At 52.7% G+C, this 23,952-nt stretch carries 20 protein-coding genes; 6 read left to right on the top strand and 14 right to left on the bottom strand.

All coding sequences use genetic code 11. From position 1 onward, the window contains the following. Nucleotides 1–177: 177 nt before the first annotated feature. On the top strand, nucleotides 178–1,734 hold the full coding sequence (locus tag F3J37_RS12345) for a methyl-accepting chemotaxis protein (RefSeq protein WP_166933664.1): 1,557 nt from the start codon (nucleotides 178–180) through the stop codon (nucleotides 1,732–1,734). 37 nt (nucleotides 1,735–1,771) lie between these two features. Here F3J37_RS12345 and F3J37_RS12340 read toward each other — a convergent pair whose 3' ends face one another. The 11 genes from F3J37_RS12340 to proB all read right to left on the bottom strand — a co-directional run bounded on the left by F3J37_RS12340 (nucleotide 1,772) and on the right by proB (nucleotide 14,414). Beyond that, entirely contained in the window at nucleotides 1,772–3,061 is a 1,290-nt protein-coding gene (locus tag F3J37_RS12340; protein ID WP_097117541.1) for an HAAAP family serine/threonine permease, read from the bottom strand. A gap of 497 nt (nucleotides 3,062–3,558) precedes the next feature. Beyond that, nucleotides 3,559–4,554 carry a glycosyltransferase family 2 protein gene (locus F3J37_RS12335; protein ID WP_034825312.1) on the bottom strand — a complete coding sequence of 332 codons (996 nt, stop codon included), beginning with the start codon at nucleotides 4,552–4,554 and terminating at the stop codon, nucleotides 3,559–3,561. Next, nucleotides 4,551–5,858: an oligosaccharide flippase family protein gene (locus F3J37_RS12330; RefSeq protein ID WP_166933662.1), complete on the bottom strand. Its 1,308-nt coding sequence runs from the start codon at nucleotides 5,856–5,858 to the stop codon at nucleotides 4,551–4,553. Before F3J37_RS12330 ends, F3J37_RS12335 begins: the two co-directional genes overlap by 4 nt. A gap of 1,179 nt (nucleotides 5,859–7,037) precedes the next feature. After that, nucleotides 7,038–8,783, bottom strand: coding sequence for a putative phage tail protein (locus F3J37_RS12325; protein ID WP_166933660.1), 1,746 nt, complete (start codon nucleotides 8,781–8,783; stop codon nucleotides 7,038–7,040). A gap of 201 nt (nucleotides 8,784–8,984) precedes the next feature. Then, nucleotides 8,985–9,278: a hypothetical protein gene (locus tag F3J37_RS12320; protein ID WP_166933658.1), complete on the bottom strand. Its 294-nt coding sequence runs from the start codon at nucleotides 9,276–9,278 to the stop codon at nucleotides 8,985–8,987. Then, nucleotides 9,275–9,619, bottom strand: coding sequence for a DUF7940 domain-containing protein (locus tag F3J37_RS12315; protein WP_176505737.1), 345 nt, complete (start codon nucleotides 9,617–9,619; stop codon nucleotides 9,275–9,277). The genes F3J37_RS12320 and F3J37_RS12315 overlap by 4 nt, the downstream gene beginning before the upstream one ends. A gap of 2 nt (nucleotides 9,620–9,621) precedes the next feature. After that, nucleotides 9,622–10,089 (bottom strand): glycoside hydrolase family protein, encoded by a 468-nt coding sequence (locus F3J37_RS12310; RefSeq protein ID WP_034825324.1) that lies wholly within the window; start codon nucleotides 10,087–10,089, stop codon nucleotides 9,622–9,624. 181 nt (nucleotides 10,090–10,270) lie between these two features. After that, entirely contained in the window at nucleotides 10,271–10,549 is a 279-nt protein-coding gene (locus tag F3J37_RS12305; RefSeq protein WP_166933656.1) for a transcriptional antitermination N peptide, read from the bottom strand. A gap of 413 nt (nucleotides 10,550–10,962) precedes the next feature. Next, nucleotides 10,963–11,694, bottom strand: a complete 732-nt coding sequence (locus F3J37_RS12300; protein ID WP_097117545.1) for a S24 family peptidase — start codon at nucleotides 11,692–11,694, stop codon at nucleotides 10,963–10,965. Between the two features lie 352 nt (nucleotides 11,695–12,046). Next, on the bottom strand, nucleotides 12,047–13,300 hold the full coding sequence (gene proA, locus F3J37_RS12295) for a glutamate-5-semialdehyde dehydrogenase (RefSeq protein ID WP_166933654.1): 1,254 nt from the start codon (nucleotides 13,298–13,300) through the stop codon (nucleotides 12,047–12,049). A 10-nt stretch (nucleotides 13,301–13,310) separates the two neighbouring features. Next, nucleotides 13,311–14,414, bottom strand: a complete 1,104-nt coding sequence (proB, locus tag F3J37_RS12290) for a glutamate 5-kinase (protein ID WP_034825331.1) — start codon at nucleotides 14,412–14,414, stop codon at nucleotides 13,311–13,313. Nucleotides 14,415–14,660: 246 nt separating this feature from the next. Between proB and ompC the strand changes: the two genes are divergently transcribed. Continuing rightward, nucleotides 14,661–15,791 (top strand): porin OmpC, encoded by a 1,131-nt coding sequence (ompC, locus tag F3J37_RS12285; RefSeq protein WP_166933652.1) that lies wholly within the window; start codon nucleotides 14,661–14,663, stop codon nucleotides 15,789–15,791. A gap of 113 nt (nucleotides 15,792–15,904) precedes the next feature. On the opposite strand, the gene crl is transcribed toward ompC, so the two are convergent. The 3 genes from crl to gpt all read right to left on the bottom strand — a co-directional run bounded on the left by crl (nucleotide 15,905) and on the right by gpt (nucleotide 18,243). Next, a complete protein-coding gene (gene crl, locus F3J37_RS12280; protein ID WP_034825334.1) occupies nucleotides 15,905–16,306 on the bottom strand; it encodes a sigma factor-binding protein Crl in 402 nt (133 codons plus the stop codon). Between the two features lie 109 nt (nucleotides 16,307–16,415). After that, entirely contained in the window at nucleotides 16,416–17,663 is a 1,248-nt protein-coding gene (frsA, locus tag F3J37_RS12275; RefSeq protein WP_166933650.1) for an esterase FrsA, read from the bottom strand. A gap of 121 nt (nucleotides 17,664–17,784) precedes the next feature. Next, on the bottom strand, nucleotides 17,785–18,243 hold the full coding sequence (gene gpt / locus F3J37_RS12270; protein ID WP_034825338.1) for a xanthine phosphoribosyltransferase: 459 nt from the start codon (nucleotides 18,241–18,243) through the stop codon (nucleotides 17,785–17,787). A gap of 254 nt (nucleotides 18,244–18,497) precedes the next feature. On the opposite strand from gpt, the gene pepD reads away from it, so the two are divergent. The 4 genes from pepD (at nucleotide 18,498) to F3J37_RS12250 (ending at nucleotide 23,887) form a co-directional block, all read left to right on the top strand. Further along, nucleotides 18,498–19,958 (top strand): beta-Ala-His dipeptidase, encoded by a 1,461-nt coding sequence (gene pepD, locus F3J37_RS12265; protein WP_166933648.1) that lies wholly within the window; start codon nucleotides 18,498–18,500, stop codon nucleotides 19,956–19,958. A gap of 330 nt (nucleotides 19,959–20,288) precedes the next feature. Continuing rightward, nucleotides 20,289–21,794: a sugar ABC transporter ATP-binding protein gene (locus F3J37_RS12260; RefSeq protein WP_166933646.1), complete on the top strand. Its 1,506-nt coding sequence runs from the start codon at nucleotides 20,289–20,291 to the stop codon at nucleotides 21,792–21,794. Continuing rightward, entirely contained in the window at nucleotides 21,791–22,789 is a 999-nt protein-coding gene (locus F3J37_RS12255) for an ABC transporter permease (RefSeq protein ID WP_166933644.1), read from the top strand. Before F3J37_RS12260 ends, F3J37_RS12255 begins: the two co-directional genes overlap by 4 nt. Nucleotides 22,790–22,816: 27 nt before the next feature. Next, the gene (locus F3J37_RS12250) at nucleotides 22,817–23,887 is read left to right on the top strand and encodes a sugar ABC transporter substrate-binding protein (protein ID WP_166933642.1); all 1,071 of its coding nucleotides are present in this window, start codon (nucleotides 22,817–22,819) and stop codon (nucleotides 23,885–23,887) included. The last annotated feature ends 65 nt before the right edge of the window (nucleotides 23,888–23,952 follow it).

Raw genomic sequence — 23,952 nt, 5'->3', positions numbered from 1 at the left:
AAAATTAAAGTTAAAACATTAACAACCGATAACTGATAGCGCTTGAACCGGCGCTGCCACACCAGATTAATTACGCCCGGTAAGTATCTTTATCTTATAAAACATCAGCCTGATGCGGGCTAACCGCCTGCTTTTCCGTCTTGAAAACAACACTATTTAGCATTACGGGGAGAACCAATGTTGAGCTTAAAGAATATGAAAGTGGGCGTCCGTTTAGGGATAGCCTTCGCACTTGTTGTGGCCCTTCTGGGGGTTGTCGGTGTGACGTCGATTATGAAAATCAACAACATTAAAAACGGCATCACCTCCATTGTGGAAGACCGCTATGTCAAAGTCCGTCTGGGTTTTGACGTGCGCGATGGTGTGAACGATCAGATCAAATACTTACGCGGCATGGTGATTGATACGCTGCGCCCGGAAAACAACGTACAGCGTTTTAAGCAGCTGGATGAGGCAACCGAGCGCACCAACAGCGCCATGAAAAAGATCGAAGCCATTCAGGTTACCGAAATCGGTAAAAAGAAAATCGCCGGTCTGCTGGCCGCCAGCCAGCTGTTTGAGCAGCAAAAGAATGAAGTGCTGGACTTAGTGCGCGCAGGAAAACTGGATGAGGCGAGCACGTTTGTGCTGAAAAAAATCACCAGCACCCAGAATACCTTCCTTGATAGCGCGGTGGCTTTTGCCAACTCACAGTCGGATCAACTGCGCAAAGAGGGGACGGGCATTATTGATGACGGCTCTACCGCCATCGAAATCACACTGATCTTCTCGGCGATTGCGATTGCCGCCTCCGTGCTGCTTGGCTTTATGCTGACGCGCTCAATTGTCCGCCCGCTCAATGAAGCCGTTGGCATCGCCGAGAAAGTGGCGGCGGGCGATCTCAGCTCCCACATCGAGGTCAGCGGCAAAGATGAAACCGCCGTGCTGATGCAGGCGCTGCAGGCGATGAACGATAACCTGCTGACCATCGTGTCCAACGTGCGTGCCGGTTCTGACACGATTGCCGTGGCCTCAAATCAGATCTCCAGCGGCAACATCGATCTCTCATCCCGTACCGAGCAGCAGGCCAGCTCGCTGGAAGAGACCGCCTCCGCCATGGAGCAGATGACCGCGACCGTGAAGCACAATGCGGATAACGCGCGTGAAGCCAATCAGCTGGTGGCCACCACCTCAACCGTTGCCAAAGAGGGTGGCGTGGTGATGGAACAGGTCATCGAGAAGATGGAGGCGATCACTCTCTCTTCTAAAAAGATTGTCGATATCATCAGCGTGATCGACTCCATTGCCTTCCAGACCAACATTCTCTCGCTTAACGCTGCGGTTGAAGCTGCTCGCGCCGGTGAACAAGGCCGTGGATTTGCAGTGGTCGCCACCGAAGTGCGCAATCTGGCACAGCGCTCCGCCTCTGCCGCGAAAGAGATCAAAGTCCTGATTGAAGACTCAGTCTCGAAAGTGGATGAAGGCAGCCGTCTGGTGACGCACGCGGGAACCACCATTGGTGAAGTGGTGAACAGCGTGAAGAGCGTGGCGGATATCATGAGTGAAATTACCATTGCCAGCAGCGAGCAGAGCAGTGGTATCAGTGAGATCAATCTGGCCATAACTCAGATGGAAGCGGTCACTCAGCAAAATGCCGCGTTGGTGCAGGAAGCCTCTGCCGCTTCACAAGCGTTGCAGGAACAGGCCGATCGTCTGGCGCAGTCAATGAGCGTCTTCAAGACCGCGGCAGTGTAAGACAGAGCGGCGCGAGGAGTCGCGCCGCCCTTTTGCATCAATGCATCAGCGAATACGCAATCGACGAAATCGCTAACAGGCCAACAATCACCACAAACACATTGCTGATTTTGCCACTGTACTGACGCATCGCCGGGACTTTCTGAATCGCGTACATCGGCATCAGGAACAGAATCATCGCAATGATCGGCCCGCCGAGGGTTTCAATCATGCCGAGAATACTCGGGTTCCAGGTGGCAACCAGCCAGGTCGTCAGCAGCATAAAGCCGGTTGTGACGCGGTTCAGACGCTGAGGCGACACGTTTTTTCCCCGGCTGCGCAGCGATTTCACCACCATTCCATTGAAGCCTTCACGCGCACCCAGATAGTGGCCGAGGAACGATTTGGTGATCGCCACCATCGCCACAATCGGTCCCATCCAGGCAATCATCGGCACATTAAAGTGGTTTGCCAGATAGGAGAGAATGGTGATGTTCTGCTCTTTCGCCGCCTGCAAATCCGCCGGTGACAGGCTCAGCACGCAGCTGAACACAAAGAACATCACCGTCACCACCATCATCAAGTGTGCGCTAGCGAGAATGCGTGAGCATTTCTTTTCCGCTGCTGCGCCATACTCGTTGCGCTTCGCCACCGCGAACGACGAGATAATCGGCGAGTGGTTAAAGGAGAACACCATCACCGGAATTGCCAGCCACAGTGTCATCCAGATGCTGCTATCGCCAGCGCTTTGGCTGAACGACAGCGTTTCCAGTGCAGCGCCGTGCCAGTGTGGCACCAGATAGGCGGCCAGTAGCATCAGCACCGCGACAAACGGGAACACCAGCACGCTCATTGCCTTGACGATCATCTGCTCGCCAAAGCGTACCACCGTCATCATACCGATGATCAGTACCAATGACAGCACCACACGCGGCGGCGAGACCATCCCGAGTTGATGCACGATAAAGCTGTCGACGGTGTTGGTGATCGCCACGCTGTACATCAGCAGGATCGGGAAAATAGCGAAGAAATAGAGCAAGGTGATGATCTTGCCTGCGCCCACACCGAAATGCTCTTCCACCACTTCAGTAATATCTTCACCGGGGTTTTTACCCGACAGCACAAAGCGCGTCAGAGCTCGGTGTGCATAGTAGGTCATCGGGAACGCGAGGATGGTCATAATAATCAGGGGGATTAGACCACCTGCACCTGCATTGATAGGCAGGAACAAAACGCCTGCGCCTATCGCTGTACCGTAGAGGCCCAGCATCCACACGGTATCACTCTTACGCCAGCCTGTTGAACGGGCCTCAACCGTGCCCTGCGCAACGGTTTGTGAGTTGTCCATCTGTCTCTCCAGAATTTAAAGCTTTTTAAACAATGCAGCCGAAATCACGGCGGCTAAACATGCCATTGGTGCGACGGGGCACATGCTACGCGTTTTTGACGACTTAAGGTTGCCTGAACGCAAGACATGCATCACAAAGCCATCATAAATGCGCAAATCGGTTATTAAACCGACAGATATGCATGATTCACGCACGCAAACGTTTGCATGGGCGCTATTTGACCTGAGAGCATGAAGGAGTGCAAGGATTTGTCGGGTTCGATTTGCAGGCTGAACGGGATGCTGACAGGAGAGTGATGCGCGAGTGGGAGGCGTTGAAAGTGGGCTATGCGGACGGGGAAAATGTGGCAACGGCGAACCGTTGCCACAGGCACTGCAGTAGAGAAAGGTGAAACTCCCCCGGCAACTGCTCTCTGGCGAAGCCAATGTTCCACTCGGTATTCTGAGGAATATCCGCAGCAGACAATGACAGAGAATAATCCCGGGGGAATTTCAAATCAGAATGCGCGCATTCTGTAGAGTGCATAAAGGAAATAGTACGCTGTGATAGTATTCAAATTCATAATCATGTACTTCAATTTTTCATTTTTATTCAGCAGAATGAAAATCCCTTTCGAGTATTTCCCCCGCTTTATTTCATTTATTTCCTGCGCGATATCCGCAGGTGAAAACGACGAATGATACATCGCCGTGACAATTTGCATATCTAACGCCAGTACGCGTTTTGAAATGCCTTTTAGCAGGTAATCGAGATTACTTCCCTGGTATTTTTCAACGATAGAATCATACAGCGTGGTCAGAAACTGTTTCCTGACTTTAAGCTCGCTGTAATGCACCTTTTGCTTGGATAATGAACCAGCAACATCTTCATAGTGGTAAGCTGTTCCCTGAGTGACCAGAAAATTGCTAATACAGCTGAAGAATTTGAGGTTAAATAACAGATCCTCACTCATTGAGATCCCCTCAATAAAGCGTAGATTCAGCTCACTCAGTATCTGACGGCGATAACACTTATTATGCAAATAACCAATGTTGTCGCTCATCTCCAGCTCACCGAGCACATAAGGAATATCCTCGTTGCTGAAGAAGCCAGCCTGAGAGACCTTGCCCACACGGCCGTCGTTGAGGTTGCCTACCATCAAATCTACCGACTCCGTTGGCCATGCATCCAGATTCTGTTTGAAGATCATCAGAAAATCATCATCCACCCAATCATCTGCATCGAGGAAGAGAACATATTCCCCACTGGCCTGTTGCAATCCGCTATTGCGAGCCGCACTGACACCGGCGTTCCTTTGGTTTATTACCGTGACCTGAGAATAACGTGAAAACTCCTCCAGTACGTTTAGGGTTGAATCAGTGCTACCATCATTAACCACCACAATTTCATAATCGCTGAACGTCTGATTAAGCACACTCAGCAATGTCCGCTTGATGGTTTTTTGTGAGTTATAGACGGGAATAATAATACTGAAAAGTGGTTTTTCATTCATGATAAACTCTCTTTACTGTCTGAGGTTTTGTAATTGACAAATAACTGCCATAGTTTCCTGGGGTTGAAAAAAATCTGATGAATACGCATCACCGGTTGCGCAGTGAAGAAATAATTAAGCAGCGAGAAAGAGAGGAATTCGGTTAATACCACGCTGAGGGCAGCGCCGGTTAAACCCAAAAGCGGCACCAATAAAATGGACGATGCCAGGCAGATAATTAATACCGCAAAGGTCTTTTTCACTAAAAAGCGATAACCGTTGTACTTAATAATAAAACGGTCCATGAGGCTGCTGAGCACACCACACATCGCGCCCACACTGAGCAGCAGCGTCGGCGCGATGGCATCAAGATACGCCTCGCCGTAAAAGTCACGGATAAACCAACCTGCGAGTTGCCATATCGCCATGATCACAATGGCGGACACCCCCACGACCAGCAGATGCAGTTTTTGCGCTTTGATAATTGACTGCTCATCATCACGCTCGGCAAAGAACGCCGGAAAAAACGAGGCCAACAAGGCATTAGGTAAAAACACCCATGAGGTTGCCAGCGTCATGGCAACAGCAAATATCCCCGCCTCTTTTACACCGAGGAAATACGAAACGCTGAGTTGGTTGACGCGGGTATAAATCGCGATAGCGATCACCGAGAACACCAGCGAAATGCCAGAAGCCACCATGTAGCGCGAATACTTTTTGATGTGGCGCAGCGCCGGAATCGGCCCCTGGCGATGATAGCGCCAGAAAATCGCCAGCTTGATGCTGAACGGCAGCAACGTAGCCAGCACAATGGGGATCGCCAGAAACTGAGGGTCCAGTTGCAGATACGAAATAATGAAGCGCACTGACAGACTGATGGCGAGGCCGATCACGTTGGCGATCACATTGAGTCGAGCGTTGAGCATGGCCTCGTTGTAGATATTGACCAGATCAATCGACGAGAACAGACAGGCAATCGCCGCTGCGCAGATAAATACCAGCGCTTCACGGCTCCACGCCTCTCCCATGATCACCATGCCGCTGAGCGCTAAACCGCAGTAAATCAGCATCACCAGCAGAAAAGTCGCCATCATCAGGCGAATACCTGAATGACGATTTTGCGAAATACGCTTCAGCAAAATCACATCGCTGCCCATCACGGCGATCGACTGAATAAACTGAAACACCAGCATGGAGAGTGAGATAATGCCGAAGGTGGTCGGTCCAACATATTTCGCGACATAGGACGTCACAAAAATCAGTCCAAACACTGCGATGAGTTTTTCAGCAATCATCCACATCGAATTTTTTAATTTATCTTTCACAGATCAACCTCAGTGAGAATCATGACTAAGCCAAACTTCACGTCCCTTTCGTCCGGCTTAACATTAAATTTGATTTATTTAGGAGTTTCCTCAGGCAGAAATCGCCGGCCTTTTAACTCTCATAAAACGGTGGGTTAAATAAGATTATCGCTAATCAAATCGTGCAATTTTATTATTCATTCATTTAACTAAAAGCGCAGGCTACCGCCCCTGGCTTACAGCTACCAGTGTACTGACTACCTGTTACGGGCTATTTTTGGCGCAAAGAAACCGCACTGCACTCAGACGAGTTCAGTTAAATATCATGCAGTTACATTAAGTCTTATTTCGAAGACAAGATGACGCTTAGTGCAATCACCGTGACATCAATAAGAAACGCCAATTATCAACATGCCATTCAATATGATTAAAGCGGGTGCAGCCTACTGAATTTTTTTGCACCACAAGAAATGCCGACCGGGATTGAAAAGGTACATCTAAAGACGGCCTTCTCAACGAACGTTACGACATTAACGATTTTGCTGTATGCCCTGCCTTTTTATTATCTCGATGCGTCTTTCGCCGTTCGATAATGGCAAGTGGCGTTAATTCAACATGGCTCTCGCAGCCGTGTTGCAATGGGCTCAGGGCCCTAATTTTGCGATCTGATTCAAACTTTTAATCGCATTCTCACCAGACAACGCGATGAGGTCAATGGCCTGGAGGCCAATACGGAATTTACTTAGCTGGAAATGGGATATCGCAGAAGGGGAAAGATTAGCGCGGATGAATCGGTTTTCAGAAAAATGATTAAGGCGGCAGTCAAATACTGTTAGGAATAATAAGATCGAAATGAACTTACAAGACCATTTTTCGCTAACACCTTGTTCTGTAAGTTAACCTGCTAATTATCCGGGCAAATTAAACTGTAATGAATCTGGAGATAAGAACGGACCTGATATATTGAACCGTTTTATTGCCTGGTGCCGTACTGAAAACTACACCATCTCCAGATTAACGTTTTTTTGTACGCATTAACGTAAATAAAAAGAGAATTAACACATTCTATCTGAGAAAATCGCCATCCTATGCGGCTGGCGTGCCAGGAACCAGAATTAAAGAGACAACGCACCTGAGACGCTCAACGTGTATTTTGGTCAAAAAAAAAGCGAGGCCGCAGCCTCGCCAGATAGATGGGTCTCAGTCGTAGTAGGGCAGTTTACGGTCAATACCGTTGATATTGACCAATACAAAGCCCGTCGGCGTAGTCGCATTGGTTGGCGTTCCGGCGGCAGTGGCAACTGTCAGCACGCCCTTCTCATTAGCACCAATCCCCGCCAGCCCATTGTGCATGCCAAAGCGTGCGGCTGGCTTCAGTGTGCCCATGTTGGTGGTATCGGTAACAACCGACAGATCAGACTGGAACAGCGAGCATGAGCCTGAATCGAAACGCGTTGGGCCGGTGGTTTTCAGGTTCAGCATGGTGTCACCACTGTTCGCTTTCAGCTTCACCCACACCACGGCATAAGTGGTACCGACACGGCCGTAACGCATATCCAGGATGGCGGGCTGCCCCATATGAAAGGCATCCGCCCACACCGTTTCCAGCCGTTGCAAATTGATCCAGGTTTTGCCGCTACTTGCCACGTTAACCGGGGTGCCGGCGGTGCCGGTGGGCTGGGTGGCATCGGCTTTACCAATAAACTCCATCACCCACTGCTGGTTCGCATTCGGGAAGAACAGCTGCCCCAGGCGATACCAGTTGTCAGTTGACGTGTTATTGGTGATCTTGTAGCCGCTATAATAGCCGGCACGTAGCGATCCAGTCAGGAAACTACCGTAACTCTCGTCGCGGCGATAACCATATTCGAAGGTGGAGAGCCATCTGCCGGCCACCAGATCGTTCGACACTTTCGCGCCAGATTGCAGGTTGATTTGACGCATCACCACGCGCGCATTATTGAGATTGAAAGGATTGCCGCAATCCTCAATATTGAGCGTGTCAATGGTCCAGCCACCATCCGACAAGTCTCCTGGATTGCGCGTGTGCTCGATCCACACATTGCGCAAAATCCCCTGTGTACAGCGCGGCATATACAACGTGGCGTCACCATAACCCGTCTGGAAGTTACAGTTACAAATCTCAATCGCGGTAGAGTGATCCCATACCCCATTCGGTGAATTTGACCAGCCCACATCGAAGACGCGCGCATAGGTGTAGAGGGTATAAATCTGGTCAAATTTGGTGTCCAGCGTATCCAGCACTTTAATCACCGTGCCACCGTTATTCTGTGCGCGGAAACAATAGATGTTTACCGTGGTGCCTTCGATACAGGTATTTTCGAAGAACGGCTGAACATTGCTGCACATATCGGCAGTGATGGTACCTTTGTTGGTGGTGATATCGGCCGAGGCCTGACCATTCCAGGCAATGCCGCGAATTGAGGTGCGGCGCGCCTTCACCTTGAATACCGGGTTGGCACTCTTATCCGAGATAATCGTGGTACGCGGCAGCGAACCCAGCTCAACATCATCACCCTGCAGACCGAAGAAGGCGTTATCGGTGCCGCTGATATCAATTGGACTGATCAGAAACTTCCCGCCGGGAAAACGAATCGGCAGGTCCTTAATATTACCGCTGTAATTCTGCGTCCAGGTTAGCATGCGATTAACCGCGTCCGTGTCATTGGCATAACCGTCTCCTTTGGCACCAAAGTGATAGACGTTCACGTCAGAAGGATCGTTAATCACGCGTTTCCAGTAAAAGCCATTACCGATGGCTAAGGTACCGCCATCATCTGTCGCAGTAGTGGTGCCAATAAAACCGGTGAAGTCACCGCCTCCATGGAAGGTGGAGTCCGCGTTGTAGCGGCGCAAAAACGCCAGATCGCCATTTTTAGTCGGCGTGGTGGTGCGCAGTTCTGCGAATGAATTAACTTCGATCATCATAGCCTCCTCGGCCTTTTCAGGTTTGCAATGCAAGTGTGGGAACGGCGTTACTGCGCCAATCGGCCGCAGTGCTGTTCCCAGAGATCGTTGTGGTTATTGATGGCGCGCACGGTGCGAACATCCATACGCTCGGCATCATTGCCGTGGGTGTAAATCGGGGAGAAAAGCGTGCAAGCAGAGTCGATAACGACGGGAGATTCAGGGCTGGTTGTATTTCGAGTGCTGCAGCTTGTCGCGAGCAGCAGCGTCATCAAGATTAAGATTGCTGGCTTCCACACGTTTAGCCTCCTCGCGCAACTGTTGTTGCTGCTGGTTAACCGAGACAGCCTGCACGGCCGCTTTGTTCGCGAAGTCCACCTCTGATTTGGCTTGTTGCTGCACCTTGCCAATCTTTCTGCCACCGAAGTAGCTGGCCACCAGTGCCGCAACAATGCCCGCCAGCGCAGCCAGCCAGTGCCAGCTGCCGCCAAGTAGTGAAGTAATAAGCGTCATGGTTTCTCCTCCAGCGTCTTGCGCTGTTCAATCAGGTTTTTCTGTCGGACAAACTGCGCCAGAACCCCCATCGCCACCATGAAGGCGCCAATCAACCCGAGGTAGTTGTGGGGAAGAATGTCTTTGATGTCCTGAGGCAATGCATTCCAGGCATCCAGCGCGGATGAGGGGAAGGATTGCGCCCAGGCGCTGAGCATCGAGCCCAATGAAGCCAGCCATACTGACCAGGTTTTGAACAACAGTCGCGCATGCTTCACAAACTCCAGCGTGGTAAAACGCTGGAGCAACAACAGCACAATCACTGCTGCCAGCACCGCGATGACAAACACCATCCATCTCATGTTCATAACAGCCCCCGATAAATGTCGTAGCTGCCGCTGCGCATGACCTCAGCGTGACGCCGTGCGCGCCCGGGCGTTTGCCGTGCCCACAAGCTGTCGAGCATGGCATTGGCGGCGCCATTAAAGTCCCCCTGGGTGATGGCGCTCAGCATGCCGCGAAACAGGGATAACCCATCAACGCCCAATTGATATGCCATGCTGATCAGCACATCACAGCGCGCCTCACTGCACTTGCTTAGCGCTTGCTGCACCAGAGCACGCTGGTTCATCTCCAGCACTTTGTTCTCCACAATGCACTGCTTCCACACATCCCCGACTCGTCGCGGTACCTGGAAGATGTAGTTGCTGAGTGAGGCTCCTTTAGGCCCGATGCGGATACCGCCGGCCACGGTAGGAAACCCTTGCGTATCAAGGTAGGGCGCCTCGCGGTAGCCCTCTTCAAAATTCAAAATGGCAATAATCTGGCTCATAGCGATTCCTCTTTGACGGGCGCAACGATGCAAAAATGACTGCGCAAAGACTCCAAAACATAAATCTCACTGATCTATCCGCCCTTCTGAGACCACGCGTAATCCGCGCTACGCTCAAGCGAGGCTAAACAGTGAGCAATAACGAAACGTTCCGCTTAAAGCTGGGAAATATGACAAGGATTTAGCGCACGGCGTACAAATGGACGTGGGGCAGACAGCAGTTGTCGAAGCTGGCGCTTTCGGCCTGACGTGGTGTGGGGGCCATTACCGCACAATCGACTCGCGATTGCGTCTGGCGCTGGCAAATTCGTTCTGCAGTACGCAAATTTGGGGTATCGGGCTCAAGGCCTAAAGCGCAGTCGATACTGCGCTTCAGGCGGCTAAGTGACTGGCGGCGTCGGTGACGGCGGGTGCGCGCGTTCCCGGTGAAGACTGACTTGCCATACTGGATAATCGCCATAACTCCTCCTGTGAATGAGTCTTTGGCGATGGGGTGGCAGGCGCGGCGTGTCGGCTGAAGCCGAGGCATCCGTGATTCCACTGCAAACACTCGACATCGACCCGCCCGGCTGCGTTCGCGGCCAGGGATAAGCAGAGGAGAGTGAAGTCAGAAGAGAGCTGACGACGCTGCATAATGCGCATCCACCCCATCCCAAAATTCACTGACTTTGGGTGGTGGGTATCGCGCTTGTGCAGCGCCTCAATTGTTTAAGAGCGGGCTCATCCGGGAGCAGTGATGTCGTCCTTCCATGGTCAAATTATTAACAGGTTCTAATGCATTGGCAAACACCAACAGTTAATTTTTTATTTACCATCGGTTAAATTTATGATTTCAGCCGGAATATTTTTTTACCTGCTCAGCGCGTTTTGTGATCAACCTAAAATCTGGTAATCACGCGCCTGGCTCATGATGACGCGCGCCACGACCTGCAATGAGGCCGCCTCATCCAGCGTTAAGTACCAGGTCTCATAGCGCTTGTTGTCGGAGATGACCGCGACCTTTCTGTGTTGCAGCTGCAGACGTTTGAGATAAAGTTGATCATCCAGCGTAAACAGGTAAATCCCGTCTCCGTCAAAGCGATGCACGCTGATGTCCACGAACAGCTGATCACGTGGCGCAAAGGTGCCGGCCATCGAATCATTGTTTAGCGCGATGAGGCGGATGCTCTCTGCCGGACGGCCGCTGAACAGCACGCGTGCCTCATCCAGCCCATACTCGATAGCCTGAATGGTTTCGACCAGTTCATCACGCGCAGCAATGCCCTGGGCGCTTCGCTGCCCAATATCCAGACTCTCGACGCGGAACCGATGTTGCGGGTCAATAAGTGCATGCTGGCTCACCGTGGCATCGGGTTGCTCCATGCCAAACTGCAGCCACTCTACGCGCACGTCCAGCAACTGGCTGAGCGCCAGTAGATTACTGTCATCCGGAATCGATTGAGCGTTAAACCATTTCCAGACCCCCGGTGTTGAGATCCTGCATCCCCTTTTCTGCAGCGCCTGTGCAACCTGTTTGTTTCGTCCATGTCCGACAATTCCCGCGCTATCACACGCGGCAATCAGCCTGGCAGTAAAAGCTTGTCTGTTACTCTCTTTTTTAACCATCAGTTAATAATCTGCCATCAGTTAAAGACTGAATGTTATTTTCTTTTTTGCTACCAGTTCATTTTATATTACCGTCAGTTTACTACCCAACAGCTTTTATCAATGAAGCTGGATGATCATTATCCTCTTCGACGGGGTGGAAACCAGCAATGAATGCCCTACAGCTTGTTCTGACAGGGGTTTTCAGGATTGTTCTGTGACGCTGATACCAGCACCTAAAACAAAAAATGCGCGAAAAAGCGCGTCGGCGCCATAGATGACAGAAATAAATCAAAAAGCTCTGGAAATAATTGGATCGGAAGCAAAAAAAATGGGCACCCTTACGGTGCCCATTGTGTTGCAGAAGTGAAAATTAGCCGCGCAGCGTATCGTCGCCCCAGCCAATCCACTTGTAGGTCGTCAGCGCTTCCAGCCCCATCGGGCCACGCGCATGCAGCTTCTGCGTACTGACCGCGACTTCCGCGCCCAGACCGAACTGCCCGCCATCGGTGAAACGCGTACTGGCATTGACATAAACGGCGGAGGAATCGACCTGATTCACAAAGCGGTTGGCGTTGCCAATGCTGCGCGTCAGGATGCCATCCGAATGCTGCGTACCGTGTTCGCGAATGTGCGCAACCGCATCGTCGAGATCTGCCACCAGCTTGACGTTAAGGTCGTTGGATAACCACTCATCGTCATACTGTTCGGTTTTCACCGCCACCACGCTGGCCGGGCCGTTTTGCAGCAGCGACAGGACATTTTCATCGCCGTGCAGCGGGATGTTTTCCTGCGCCATGCGCTGCAAAAATGCAGGAATAAAGCGTTCAGCCTGATCGCGGTGAATCAGCAAGGTTTCCAGTGAATTGCAGGCGCTTGGACGCTGTTTTTTCGCATTAACAATCACCTCCAGCGCGGGTTCGATTTCCATGGTTTCATCAAGATAGAGATGACACACACCGATACCGCCGGTGATCACCGGAATCGTCGAATTTTCACGACACAGCTTGTGCAGCCCTGCACCGCCGCGTGGAATCAACATATCGACGTAGCGATCAAGTTTCAGCAGTTGGTTAACCAACTCGCGATCCGGGTTTTCAATCGCCTGCACCGCACCTTTTGGCAGGCCATGCTCGCTCAGCGCGTTTTGGATTACGCGAACGGTAGCCGCATTAGTGCGATAGGTCTCTTTACCGCCGCGCAAAATCGCCGCATTGCCGGTTTTCAGGCACAGAGAAGCCACATCCACGGTGACGTTAGGACGCGCTTCATAGATCACCCCAATCACGCCCAATGGCACGCGGCGACGTTCAATACGTAAACCGCTGTCCAGTACGCCGCCATCGATCAACTGTCCGACCGGATCGGCCAAACGGCACACCTGACGCACATCGTCAGCGATACCTTTCAGACGCTGTGGATTGAGCGTCAGGCGATCCAGCAATGCCGCGCTCATGCCATTCTGCCGCGCATCAGCCAGATCCTGCTCGTTAGCCGCCAGAATGTCGGCACTTTCCGCTTCCAGGCGATCGGCAATCGTCAGCAGCACCTGATTTTTTTGTTCAGTGGAGAGTTCTGCCAGCTTGTACGACGCTGCACGCGCCGCTTTTCCCATTTCTTCTAACATCATCTGCTCCTTAACTGACGATCATGTCGTCACGATGCACCGCAACCGGGCCATATTCGTAACCGAGGATGTCGCTGATTTCCTGGCTGTGATGACCGGCAATCATGCGCATGGCGTCGCTGTTGTAGCGCGTCACGCCGTGGGCAATATCACGCCCTTGCAGGTTACGAATGCGGATCACTTCGCCACGAGAGAAGTTGCCCTGCACTTCACGCACGCCTTTCGGCAGCAGTGAGCTGCCGCGTTCTAATACCGCAGCCAGCGCACCGTCATCAATGACAATTTCGCCAGCTGGCGGTGCGCCGAAGATCCAGCGCTTGCGGTTCTCCAGCGGTGATTGCTGTGCGTGGAAACGGGTGCCCACCGGTTTGCCATACAGCACGTCGCTGATCACATCCGGGCGGCTGCCCGCCGCAATGATCACGTCGATACCGGCGCGGCAGGCCACATCGGCCGCCTGCAGTTTGGTCGCCATGCCACCCGTGCCGAGGCCGGAAACACTGCCTCCGGCCAGCGTGCGCAACGCATCATCAATCTGGTGCACATCGCTGATCAGTTCCGCTTCCGGATTGGTGCGAGGATCGGCGGTGAACAGGCCCTGTTGATCGGTCAGCAGCAGCAGTTTATCCGCGCCGCCAAGCATCGCCGCCAGCGCAGACAGGTTGTCGTTATCGCCCACTTTGATTTCAGCGGTAGCAACAGCATCGTTCTCGTTAATCACCGGCACGATGTGGTTATCCAGCAGCGCACGCAGCATGTCACGTGCGTAGAGGAAGCGTTCACGATCTTCCATATCCGCACGCGTCAGCAGCATCTGACCGATATGAATACCGTAAATCGAGAACAGTTGCTCCCACAGCTGAATCAAACGGCTCTGCCCCACTGCAGCCAGCAGCTGCTTTGAGGCGATGGTGGGCGGCAGTTCGGGGTAACCCAGGTGTTCGCGTCCAGCGGCAATCGCGCCTGATGTGACGATAACGATACGATGACCCGCCGCGTGCAGTTGTGCACACTGACGAACCAACTCCACCATGTGCGCACGATTCAGCCGACGCGAACCGCCGGTGAGGACGCTGGTACCCAATTTGACCACAAGGGTCTGACTGCCACTCATGTTTTTCCTGCCATATAAGAAAAAAATTCTGCGAAGGGACGTTTTATCAGGAGTGAGCAAGGAAGCCAATAACAGCAAGGGGAAAAGCACAAAAATCCCCTGACAATGCAGTAGACCAAAAGTTCGCGATTAACAAGAAATCAGAAAAACTGTCATAAAACTTTCATCACCAGTCGGTAAAAAGTCCCCTGTTTTACAAACCCTTTCAAGGGTACAACAAATTTTACTCATTGGGATTGATAGCAAATGAAGAAGAGCACACTGGCATTAGTCGTATCTGCGCTGGCACTGACCTCCGCTGCTCACGCCGCAGAAGTTTATAACAAAGACGGTAACAAGCTGGACTTCTACGGCCGCGTTAAAGCTGAACACTATTTCAGCGACGCTGACTCAAACAACGGTGACAAATCTTACGTTCGTATCGGTTTCAAAGGACAGACGCAGATCAACGATCTGATGACCGGTTACGGCCAGTGGGAATATCAGTATAACGTCAACAACTCTGAAGGTTCTGACGCTAACTCAGGCAACAAAACTCGTCTGGGCTTTGCTGGTCTGAAATTTGGTCAGTACGGTTCAATCGATTACGGTCGTAACTACGGCGTGCTGTACGACGTAGAAGCATGGACTGACGTATTCCCAGAGTTCGGTGGTGACGGTACTGCGCGTTCTGACAACTTCATGACTCAGCGTACTACTGGTGTAGCAACTTACCGCAACAGCAATTTCTTTGGTCTGGTTGATGGCCTGCGCTTTGCGCTGCAATACCAGGGCAAAAACGATGACAAAACTGCTAACGGTCGTGGCGCAAGCTCAACTGGCGGCTCACCAGACGGTACTCGTCAGAATGGCGACGGCTACGGTGCATCACTGGGTTACACCATCGGTGATACCGGTGTGAGCTTGATGACTGCCATTACCTCTTCTAACACCACCCTGGCGCAGAAAAACCGCGTTTATGGCGGCGGCGATAAAGCAGATTCATGGGGTGCTGGCCTGAAGTATGACGCGAACAGCGTTTACCTGGCAGCTATCTATACTGAAACTCGCAACATGACCCCGTTCAGCGGTACTTACCAAGGTTCTTCAATTTCTGGTGCAGCTAATAAAGCACAGAACATTGAATTGGTTGCTCAGTACCAGTTCGACTTTGGCCTGCGTCCGTCCATCGGCTACGTGCAGACCAAAGGCAAAGACATGGAAAACGGTATCGGCGACGCAGATCTGGTTAAATACATCGACGTTGGCGCGACCTACTACTTCAACAAAAACATGTCTACCTTCGTTGATTACAAAATCAACCAACTGGATGACAACAACAAGTTGAACATCAACAACGACGACATCGTTGCTGTAGGTCTGACTTACCAGTTCTAAGTCGTTAGCTTTACCCTCAATGTGTCTATAAAAAAAAGAGCCGGCTCATCACCGGCTCTTTCTTCTTTTTGTCTGTTTAGCGGGCTTACAAGCCGAGCCCGACGATGGCGTGCTTAAGCGCTGAGCTTGACCGGCTCTTCTTTAAAACCCGATGCAGGTTTGAGATCCAACTTAAGATCCTTCAACACCGCTTTCAGACGCTCATGGAAATTACGCAGCGTACTCTCCACTTTCTCGTTGTTCTCTTTGCCTTTGATCGTTGCCACACCCCAGTCACCGTCTTTATCAAACAACCCAAAGTGGTATTCATAGGTGAAATGGTCTTCATGCGCTTCCAGCGTCATCCACCAGCCCCAAAACTCACGGAGTTCGGGTGCGGGTTTAACGTTGACACACGCCGCCAGGCAATCAAAGAAGAAACGCTGCTCTTCACATTTTCCTTCACGGATGTACGGCCCCAATTCGGTGAAGCGCTTCAGCAGGCGACTACGGGGATGACCACTCGGTAACGTCATGCTAATTCTCCCTCAAATAACCGTAAAATTGTTTCTCGTTACGCGAATCACGCGCGCAACGCAAAATATCCCGGATATAAGTAGTAGCAGAGCGTCGAATTTTTGCCAGTCATACACCCAATTGTTTTGCTAACCAGTCACAGATTTGATTTAACGCTTTCTCAAAACTGGAGAACACCGGCGTGGCGGGTATTGCCAATACTTTGCCCTGTGCGGAAGAGTTGGCAATCAATTGAGCCTCTTCTTCTGGGCTGAACAAATCGCCCGGCCAGTATGCCGCCAGCATCGGCGTCGGCGTGCGACGCCCCAACAGACCCTGCACCTTCAGTGAATAGCGATTGAGCTCAATGCGCAGGTTGCTGTCAGACGCGGAAGGCATCCCCAGGCGACTGGCCAGCATATCCATGTACATGTCCGGCAGTTGTTGCTGGCGTTGCTCATCGACAAACACGTTATGCACCATCGCGCCCAGTGTCGCGACCGCACGCAGGCGTGGCACTTCCAGATAAGCCAGTCGGGTGGCGACATTGGCGCCAAAGCGATAGCCAAACAGTGCAACGCGCGTGTGATCAATCCACGGCACATTGCTCAGCTCACGCAGCACCTGCTGGTGAAGCTGGCTGGTGTCCTGGTTCAGCTTCCATTTGCTGCTGAAGCCCACAGAGGGCATATCCAGCGTCAACATGGCGATGCCACGCGGCGCCAGATAATCGTGGAACAGGCGATAATGATCGCTCTGCAGCGAATCCAGGCCACCGCACAGCAGCACCGTTGGGTATGGGGCTTTGGCCTCAGCAGGCATATGCAGGAAACCGGTGACCGGGCTGCCACCGCTGATCTGGAAGGTCAGCGCTTTCAGCTCACCAGGCAGACGCTGCGTGGCCTCTTCGTATGCCCGGTTTGCCAGCACCTGTGCCTGATCGGCCAGATCATCGCCTTTGATATAGGGATAGGCGGCAATACTGTAGAGATTAGATGCGCGCATCCACTGATGCCCGGCTTCCTCGTGATCTTCATTCTCCATCGCGCGCTGCTGCCACATGGCGGCCTGCTTCGACCACTCAAAGTTCCAGTTACCCCCGCGATAGCCAATCACCGTGTCGAGTTGGGTGTCATCAGTGTGCTCATACTCACTGATAGCGATGCGCGCCAGCACTTCGCTGATCTCCTGCGGAGACAGGCCGCGCCACGTCCACAGCAGCTTGTTGAGCATGCGATACCAGCAAGGTTGGGTATCCCCTTCGAGGGTGTTGTGCACCTGAACCGGATGATGGTGCTGACGATGCACCAGAGAGGAGGTTTCCGGGTGTTTAAAGCGGGGCTTAAAAAGCTCTTCGCTGAGGTTTTTATCCGACATCTTAGACGTTCTCCCGCGATAGTCGCATAGATGCCTAAGAGTGTACTGCACCCACATGTTGGGTGCGAGGCGTAGAATGCACAACGCCCGGCATAACCGGGCGTTGTTTGCGTTGCATCAATCAGCTTTTGACGATTGGCGGGATGTAAACCACGCCCATGTCCCACGGCTGTTCGATCCAGGTGTTCTGAGGAATATCAACAATGTAGTCGTCCACCAGCGAACGACCAGCTGGCTTAGCGAAGATGGTGCAGAAACGCGCTTTTGGATACATATCGCGGATCGCTTGCGCGGTGCCACCGGTATCCACCAGGTCATCAATCACGATGAAACCTTCACCGTCGCCTTCCGCACGCTTCAGCACTTTCATTTCGCGCTGATGATCGTGGTCATAGCTTGAGATGCAGACGGTATCGACATAGCGAATACCCAATTCACGCGCCAGCAGCGATGCCGGAACCAGACCACCGCGGCTGACCGCAATGATACCTTTCCACTGTTCCACAGGAAGCAGGCGCTGGGCCAGTTTGCGGGCATGGATCTGCAACATGTCCCAGGTGACGACGTATTTTTCGCTCATAAAAGAAATCCCGACCAACAATGTTGGTTTAAAAATAGGCAAGGGGGAAAAGGTTGCGCGAGATTATAAGGATCTGACGCGTTAAAAACCAGCATCTGTCGCATTGGATGCAGGATTTTAGCGCGCCTGAGTACGCACCCGGTGAAAAACAGTGATATTCTCAGCCACATCACGTCAGATGTGCTGACGGCGATCTTTCACTGGAACCCGGCGTGCGAGCGGTATGTCCGCCGCGCTGACACAGGAGATGCATTGTGTCTGAATTGTCGCAACTTTCCCCCCAACCGCTGTGGGATATTTTCGCTAAAATCTGCTCCATTCCACACCCTTCTTACCATGAAGAAGCGCTGGCCGAACACGTGGTCAACTGGGCCAAAGAGCAAGGCTTTTGGGTTGAGCGCGATCAGGTCGGCAATATCCTGATTCGTAAACCGGCCACTGCGGGCATGGAAAAACGTACCCCTGTCGCGCTGCAGGCGCACCTCGATATGGTGCCGCAGAAGAACAACGATACGGTGCACGACTTCACTAAAGACCCGATTCAACCTTATGTTGATGGCGAGTGGGTTAAAGCGCGTGGCACCACGCTGGGTGCCGACAACGGTATTGGCATGGCTTCTGCGCTGGCGGTGCTGGCTGATAACAGCCTGACCCACGGCCCACTGGAAGTGCTACTGACCATGACCGAAGAATCGGGCATGGATGGCGCTTTTGGTCTCCAGCCAAACTGGCTGCAAGCCGATATCCTGATCAACACCGACTCTGAAGAAGAGGGTGAGATCTACATGGGTTGCGCGGGCGGTATTGATTTCATCACCACCCTGCCATTAAACCGTGAAGCCGTACCTGCGGGCTTTGAAACCCTGAAGCTAACGCTGAAAGGCCTGAAAGGCGGCCACTCCGGTGCCGATATTCATCATGGTCTGGGCAACGCCAACAAGCTGCTGGCGCGTTTCTTTGCGGTCTACGCGCAGGAACTGGATGTGCGTCTGATTGAGTTCACTGGCGGCACGCTGCGTAATGCGATTCCGCGCGAAGCTTTTGCCACGCTGGCAATCGACAGCCATAAAGTGGATGCACTCAAATCGGCTGCGGCTCATTTCCAGGCCACGCTGCTGAACGAGCTGGGCATTAAAGAGAAGAACATTGCGTTAACCACCGAGCCGCTGGCACATCAGGGCCAGGCGCTGACCACCGACAGCCGCGATCGCTTCATCAACCTGCTGAACAGCACCCCGAACGGTGTGATTCGCAACTCTGACGTGGCCAAAGGCGTGGTGGAAACCTCGCTGAACGTCGGCGTGGTGACCATGGATCAGGACAATGCCGAAATCATCTGCCTGATTCGTTCACTGATCGACACCGGCAAAGATTGGGTGGTGGAAACCCTGACTTCACTGGGCCAATTGGCTGGCGCGAAAACCGCACCAAAAGGCGGTTATCCTGGCTGGCAGCCTGATGCTGATTCACCGGTGATGGCGCTGACGCGTAAAACCTATGAAGCCCTGTTTGGCAAAACGCCAAACATTCAGGTGATTCACGCGGGTCTGGAGTGTGGTCTGTTCAAGAAGCCGTATCCGAACATGGATATGGTGTCGATTGGGCCAACCATTACCGGTCCACACTCACCGGATGAGCAGGTGCACATTGAGAGCGTCGGTCTGTACTGGAAACTGCTGACTGCGCTGCTGAACGTGGTGCCAGAGAAGGCGTAAGTCTTTGCGATGCTGTAAGGAACCAGGCTAAGGCCTGGTTTTTTTATGCCTGCAATCCTGAGGTTAAGGATTCTCTTGCTAATAAGGTCGCAATATTTGCCGGAACCCATTTTGAGACCAACAGTAACATGCAGCATATTTCACTATAAATCCTGCTTATTACCCCAGCATTCTACCACTCCACACTCCCTCTCTAGTTTTAGACGCCGTTACGCCCAGATGTCTGGATGGCTAATAAGATTTCGTGCTAGCTTATGCGCTTTCGTTTGTTGCCCAGCGTTATGGGTTCAGAAAAAATGCCACCCACTCTCTTAATGAAAGGCCTGCCCCATGAGTGCGATTAACCGCCTGGAGATGCGTAATATCTCCATCGCTTTTGGCGGTTTTGCCGCACTGACCCAGGTCGATTTTCTGACCGAGGGCGGATCAGTGCATGCGTTGACCGGGGCCAATGGCGCAGGAAAATCCACCCTGATGGCGGTGCTATCCGGCGCGCATAATCATTACAGCGGTGAAATTCTGCTGGATGACCAGCCGGTCTCGATTCGCACCCCGCGCGATGCCAAAAAACTCGGTATTCATTTGGTGCAGCAGGAGGTGGATGTGGCGCTGGTGCCGCAGCTCAGCGTGGCAGAAAACATCCTGCTCGATCAGCTGGCAGAACCTGGCCATGTCTATAGCTGGCGTGAAATCCGTCGCCAGGCGCGTGCCCTGCTCAATCAGCTGGAAGTGAACATCGATGTTAATCGTCTGGTGGAACGCTGCTCGCTGGCGGAGAAACAACAAATCCTGCTGGCGCGCGCCCTCTCCCATCACTGCCGTTTTCTCATTCTGGATGAACCGACCGCGCCGCTGGATCAGCATGAAAGCGAGCGTCTGTTTACCGTGGTGCGTCGTTTACAAAGCAACGGCATTGGCGTGGTGTTTATCTCCCATCGCATTCACGAACTCAAAGCGATTTGCGATCGCTTAACCGTGCTGCGCGATGGCCGTTTGATTGAGAGCTGCCCAATGGCGGCACTGAGTGGCGAGCAGATTGTTGAGAAAATGCTGGGACACCAGTTGACCGATGTCTATCCACCTCGCCGTGAACAGAGTGAACAACCGCTGCTGCTGTCGGTGGAAGGTCTGCACGATGACCAGCTGCTGGCGGACATTTCACTGCATCTGCGCAAAGGTGAAATCCTCGGCATTGCCGGCTTAGCGGGTGCAGGGAAAACCGAGCTGTGTAAGGCGCTGTTTGGTGCAAACAAAAGCCGCGTAGAAAAAGGCGAGCTGCACGGCAAACCGTGGCGACCGCTTTCTCCACATGATTCGGTGGAAAACCGCATGGCGCTGGTGCCGGAAGAGCGTCGCAAGGAAGGTATTTTTATCGATGAACCGGTGAGCATGAACCTGAGCGTCAGTGCCGACAACAGCTTTTCGCGCTGGAGCCTGTTCGATCATCGTCAGGCCTGGCGCTGGGCTGAAGAGGTGATTCAGCGCCTCAACGTGCGTACCACCGGCCCGGCGCAGATTCTGCGTCGTCTGTCAGGCGGTAACCAGCAAAAAGTGGCAATTGGCAAATGGCTGCGCAACAACGCTGACGTGCTGATCTTTGATGAGCCAACCAAAGGTGTCGATATCAAAGCCAAAACCGATCTGTTCAGCCTGATTGACGGCCTGGCACGTGAAGGCAAAGGCATCATCTACGCTTCGGGCGAGTTTTCCGAACTGGTCGGCTTATGTGACCGTATTTGTGTGCTCTGGGATGGGCGCATTGTGGCAGAGATGGAAGGTCGTGAGGCCACAGAAGAGATGCTATTGCTTTATTCCACCGGAGGAACCCCTGCGTGAGCAGCAAAGAACTATCCCTGAACCCGCAGGTTTCTCTGCGTCATAAACTATTCGATTTCCTCTACAAATGGGGCATGTTGTTGACCGTGGTGATCCTGATCGCCGGGTTTGGCCTGGCATCGGACAGCTTCCTCGAGCCCACCAACATCATCAACATCCTGCGATCCATCGCCATCGTCACGGTGATTGCGATTGGTGTGTCGATTTCGCTGACCATCGGCGGCTTCGATTTGTCGGTAGGCTCAACCGCCTCACTGGCCAATGCGCTGGTGATTTCACTGTTTGTCTGGCACGGCTTTGGCACCACCGAAGCCATCATCATCACGCTGCTGCTGTGCACCCTGGTGGGACTGCTCAACAGCTTCCTTATCGTCATCCTGCGCATTCCCGACATGCTGGCTACACTGGCCACCCTGTTTGTCATTCAGGGCGTGGCGATGACTTACAGCTTCGGCGGTTCGATTACCGAGAATATGGTGATGCCAAGCGGCGATATGGCGGAGGGCACTATCCCCGCAGCGTTCGGTCTGTTGGGTCAGGTGCCGACCATTGTGATCATCATGCTGGTGGTGACGATTGTGGCACAACTGGCGCTGTCATTGACCAAGCATGGCCGTCGCATGTACGCGCTGGGTGGCAATCCAGAAGCCGCACGCCTTTCCGGTATTCGCACCACGCGCTACCGCGTTTTGGCCTATGTACTCGCATCGCTGCTGGCCGGATTAGGCGGCATTCTGCTGGCATCGCGTATTGGCTCCTCGCAGGTGAACGCCGGCAGTGGATATTTGATGGATGCCGTTGCCGCAGCATGGATCGGCTTCTCGCTGGCCGGTTCCGGCAAACCTAACGCGCTCGGTACGCTGGTGGGCGCGGTGATTCTGGGTGTGTTGCAGAACGGGCTGGTGATGTTGTCCGTGCCTTATTACGCCATGGACATTATCAAAGGCCTGGTGCTGGCTCTGGCCCTGGCGATTACCTACATTCAGCGCCGCTAAGGCGCGTTTACTGAGAAAGAGATTCTAATGAAAAAAATTACCCTTTCGCTGCTGGCATTAAGCCTGCTGAACGCCAGCGCTGCCTTTGCCGATACCGTTACCCCGGTTCCCGCAGCGATTGCGAATCACGAAGGTCCGGTGCGCATCGCCATCATCCGTAACCTGGGGTCTGACGATAACACCACGCAGTTTATTGCCGGTGCCATTCAGCAAGGTCGTCAACTGGGCTTTAAAGTCAGTACTTTCCTGAGTAACGGCGATGATGCGCGTTTCCAGGACTTTGTTAATCAGGCGATCAGCCAGAAATACGATGGCATCATTCTCTCTCACGGCAAAGAACCCTACTCCACCGCTCTGGTGCAACACATTGTCGATGCAGGTATCAAACTGTCCGTCTTTGATACCCCGGTAAATACGCCGGTCAATGGCGTGACCGTCACTGCGCAAGATGATGCCTCGCTGGCGCAGTCGTCACTGGGTCAGTTGATCAGTGATTTCCATGGTAAAGCCAACATCATCAAACTGTGGGTCGCAGGCTTCCCGCCGCAGGAACGTCGCCAGGTGGTGTATGAGAAACTGCTGAAAGAGAATCCAGGCATTCATCAGCTGGAATCCATTGGCGCAGTTTCTACCGATGTACAGGGCGACACCGCCAACAAAGTGGGTGCGATCCTGGCAAAATATCCAAAAGGTAAAATAGATGCGATTTGGGCGTCGTGGGATGCGTTCAGTCAGGGTGCTTATAAAGCGCTACAAGAGAATGGTCGTACTGAAATCAAAATCTACAGTATTGACGTGTCCAACCAGGACTTGCAGTTGATGCATGAGAAGAACAGCCCATGGGTGCAGACGGTCGCGGTCGATCCAAAAACCATCGGTGCGGTCAATATGCGCTTAGTGGCCAATAAAATCGCGGGTGAAGCTACTCCGGCAAGCTACGAATTCAAAGCCTCTTCCATTTCGCAGCAGTTGCTGAATAGCCAGCAAGGGGCGATTAACGTAGCAACCCTGAACAAGATTATTCCAGGCTGGGGTGTGAACAACGATTTTGTTGCGCCGTGGTTTGCCACGCTGGAAGCGAAGAACGCTAAGAAGTAATTCAGTGGCCGAATAGGGCATCCTGGCGGCGCTTCAAGCCGCCAGGATGATAGCCAAGGCCATAC

Source organism: Candidatus Pantoea communis (genome assembly GCF_011752685.1).
Classification (GTDB): domain Bacteria; phylum Pseudomonadota; class Gammaproteobacteria; order Enterobacterales; family Enterobacteriaceae; genus Pantoea; species Pantoea communis.
This window is presented reverse-complemented; position numbering and strand designations above follow the sequence as displayed.

What these genes read in the sequence shown, in the direction of transcription:
- F3J37_RS12345 (WP_166933664.1), top strand. Translation starts at nt 178, where the DNA reads ATGTTGAGCTTAAAGAATATGAAAGTGGGCGTCCGTTTAGGGATAGCC.
- F3J37_RS12340 (WP_097117541.1), bottom strand. Translation starts at nt 3,061, where the DNA reads ATGGACAACTCACAAACCGTTGCGCAGGGCACGGTTGAGGCCCGTTCA.
- F3J37_RS12335 (WP_034825312.1), bottom strand. Translation starts at nt 4,554, where the DNA reads ATGAATGAAAAACCACTTTTCAGTATTATTATTCCCGTCTATAACTCA.
- F3J37_RS12325 (WP_166933660.1), bottom strand. Translation starts at nt 8,783, where the DNA reads ATGATCGAAGTTAATTCATTCGCAGAACTGCGCACCACCACGCCGACT.
- F3J37_RS12320 (WP_166933658.1), bottom strand. Translation starts at nt 9,278, where the DNA reads ATGACGCTTATTACTTCACTACTTGGCGGCAGCTGGCACTGGCTGGCT.
- F3J37_RS12315 (WP_176505737.1), bottom strand. Translation starts at nt 9,619, where the DNA reads ATGAGATGGATGGTGTTTGTCATCGCGGTGCTGGCAGCAGTGATTGTG.
- F3J37_RS12310 (WP_034825324.1), bottom strand. Translation starts at nt 10,089, where the DNA reads ATGAGCCAGATTATTGCCATTTTGAATTTTGAAGAGGGCTACCGCGAG.
- F3J37_RS12305 (WP_166933656.1), bottom strand. Translation starts at nt 10,549, where the DNA reads ATGGCGATTATCCAGTATGGCAAGTCAGTCTTCACCGGGAACGCGCGC.
- F3J37_RS12300 (WP_097117545.1), bottom strand. Translation starts at nt 11,694, where the DNA reads ATGGTTAAAAAAGAGAGTAACAGACAAGCTTTTACTGCCAGGCTGATT.
- proA (WP_166933654.1), bottom strand. Translation starts at nt 13,300, where the DNA reads ATGTTAGAAGAAATGGGAAAAGCGGCGCGTGCAGCGTCGTACAAGCTG.
- proB (WP_034825331.1), bottom strand. Translation starts at nt 14,414, where the DNA reads ATGAGTGGCAGTCAGACCCTTGTGGTCAAATTGGGTACCAGCGTCCTC.
- ompC (WP_166933652.1), top strand. Translation starts at nt 14,661, where the DNA reads ATGAAGAAGAGCACACTGGCATTAGTCGTATCTGCGCTGGCACTGACC.
- crl (WP_034825334.1), bottom strand. Translation starts at nt 16,306, where the DNA reads ATGACGTTACCGAGTGGTCATCCCCGTAGTCGCCTGCTGAAGCGCTTC.
- frsA (WP_166933650.1), bottom strand. Translation starts at nt 17,663, where the DNA reads ATGTCGGATAAAAACCTCAGCGAAGAGCTTTTTAAGCCCCGCTTTAAA.
- gpt (WP_034825338.1), bottom strand. Translation starts at nt 18,243, where the DNA reads ATGAGCGAAAAATACGTCGTCACCTGGGACATGTTGCAGATCCATGCC.
- F3J37_RS12260 (WP_166933646.1), top strand. Translation starts at nt 20,289, where the DNA reads ATGAGTGCGATTAACCGCCTGGAGATGCGTAATATCTCCATCGCTTTT.
- F3J37_RS12250 (WP_166933642.1), top strand. Translation starts at nt 22,817, where the DNA reads ATGAAAAAAATTACCCTTTCGCTGCTGGCATTAAGCCTGCTGAACGCC.